Source organism: Mesorhizobium sp. M1A.F.Ca.IN.020.06.1.1, from assembly GCF_004023265.1.
Lineage (GTDB): Bacteria > Pseudomonadota > Alphaproteobacteria > Rhizobiales > Rhizobiaceae > Mesorhizobium.
The window spans coordinates 1-2,071 of sequence record NZ_RZSR01001019.1 but is presented as its reverse complement, the minus strand read 5'-3'; the positions used below and the strand labels follow the sequence as shown (position 1 = coordinate 2,071).

Sequence of the window (2,071 nt, the reverse complement as noted above, 5' to 3'; positions counted from 1 at the left end):
CTGCACGGCGGGGGCAAGTTTTGCGGCGGGCTTCGGCAACGTGTAGGTGATGATCAGCTTCGGGCGAGCGGTCTTCAGCACGCAGGCGTCGCCTTCGGTCTGATAATCGCGCTGCCAGGTCAGCTTGAAGTTGGTCTGCGCGATTGCCCGCCGCCCGTTGCCGGCCGAGTCCCTGCCGATCACAGGGCCTTTCTCGCCGATCGAGACATAGAGCGCCTCCACGCTTTGTCCTGAGATCGCATAGGTCTCGACCTTCTCGCTCGGCTTCCATTGGGCGAGGGCGGGTGAGGAGAGGAGCAGGGCGGAAAGCAGCAAGACGGATTTCATGAGGACTCGGCAGAATTCCGGGACGAGCCTCCGTGCATAGCGGTTGTCGGGGCAAGAGCAAAGACCGCGCGGCGCTTTCTCCCACAAGGCGGAGACAACGCCGTCGGAACCCGCTCCACCCGTCCGCCGTTTCCTTGTCATCGTTCCGCCCCAGGGAGACAAGGATGACCCGCAACGAGATCATTTCCGTTCTTGGCCCTGTCGACGAGGCCGTCATCGCCGACGTCGCGCTCACCGGCGCCAGCCTCGAGGAATTGCGCGAGGCCTTCGCCTGGATCGGCGCCGACGAGGCGCTGATGAACGAGGGTCGCGCGATGCCGGGCGCCAGGGTAGCGCGGCTGATCGAGATTCTCGAACCGCCCGAGGACGAGGCCGAAGCGCCGAGCGGGACGGAGTAGAGCGCGAATCCTGATCTCCCCCCTTGAGGCCTGAGGGGTCGTCTCACGCAGATCGCCGACGTTGTATTCCTCCGCGCAACGCGCCGGCACTTCACGCGCAGCGATCGCTCCATCGCCGTCGGCGGCAGATATTTCGCTCGGTGCACCCCCGCAAGGCCAGGTGATTTCCCCTACTTGCTCCTCCGACACCTCGGGCATAGCTTCTTCTCGCCTTGGGGGAGGAGGCTGCCTTGGACACCAATGTCGTCATCGTCGGCGCGGGACCGGCAGGGCTGGCTGTCGGGGCCTGCCTGAAGCGGGCCGGAGTCGATTTCATCATCCTCGAAAGGGCGAGCGAGCTGGCGCCGGCCTGGCGGCGGCATTACCGGCGGCTGCACCTGCACACGGTGAAGTCCTTCTCGTCACTGCCTTTCCTGCCGTTCCCGAAAAGCCACCCACGCTACGTTCCGCGTGAAAAGGTGGTCGCCTATCTCGACGCCTATGCCGCGCGTTTCAGCCTAGAGCCGCGCTTCGGCGTCACGGTGAAATCGATCCGCCGGGCGGGCGAAAAAATCGTGGTCGAGACCGATGCCGGTCCTTTCAACGCCCGCAAGATCGTCATCGCCACCGGCAACAACGCAGAGCCGATAACGCCGGCCTTTGCCGGCATCGAAACCTTCAAGGGAGAGGTGCTGCACAGCGCCGCCTACACCGAGGCCACGCCCTATACGGCCAGGAACGTGCTGGTCGTCGGCATGGGCAACACCGGCGCCGAGATCGCGCTCGACCTTGCCGAGAGCGGCGCGCATCCGACGATCTCGGTGCGCAGGGGCGTCCACATCGTGCCGCGCCAGCTTTTCGGCGTGCCGATCCAGATGGTCGGCATCGCCAGCCGGCCGATGCCGCGGGCGCTGAACGACTGGATGTTCCCGAAAATCCTCGACCTTGCGCTGGGCAGGCTGGAGCGATACGGCATCGTCAGGCCGAAGGAAGGCATCCTCAAGCAGATCGACGCCGGCCGCATTCCCGTCATCGATGTCGGAACTGTAGCAGCGATCAAGGCGGGCAGGATCGGCATTCTCCCCGATATCGTCAGCTTCACCGAGGACGGCGCAACATTCGCCGGCGGGCAGGAGCAAAACTTCGACGCCGTAATCTTCGCCACGGGCTACCGTCCTGGCTATGACGGCATCCTGCCGGCGGAGCTGCGGCCGGGGAAGAGTGGAGTGAATCCACGCGCGACGGCGCTGGGTGTCTACCTCGTCGGCTTCTACAATCCGGTCACCGGCCTGCTGCGCGAGATCGGCATCGAGGCGCAGGCGGTGGCGAGGGATATCGCGGGGTGAGGCGTGGCGGAACTGCCGATC

At 65.3% G+C, this 2,071-nt stretch carries 3 protein-coding genes; 2 read left to right on the top strand and 1 reads right to left on the bottom strand.

All coding sequences use genetic code 11. From position 1 onward, the window contains the following. The coding region (locus EOA60_RS30390) for a DUF922 domain-containing protein (RefSeq protein WP_128312424.1) at nt 1-327 on the bottom strand (327 nt) is incomplete at its 3' end. Nucleotides 328-491: 164 nt separating this feature from the next. Between EOA60_RS30390 and EOA60_RS30385 the strand changes: the two genes are divergently transcribed. Both EOA60_RS30385 and EOA60_RS30380 read left to right on the top strand, forming a co-directional pair. Beyond that, entirely contained in the window at nt 492-725 is a 234-nt protein-coding gene (locus EOA60_RS30385; protein ID WP_067001193.1) for a hypothetical protein, read from the top strand. A 230-nt stretch (nt 726-955) separates the two neighbouring features. Further along, nucleotides 956-2,050, top strand: a complete 1,095-nt coding sequence (locus EOA60_RS30380) for an NAD(P)/FAD-dependent oxidoreductase (RefSeq protein WP_095824535.1) — start codon at nt 956-958, stop codon at nt 2,048-2,050. Nucleotides 2,051-2,071 lie beyond the last annotated feature (21 nt).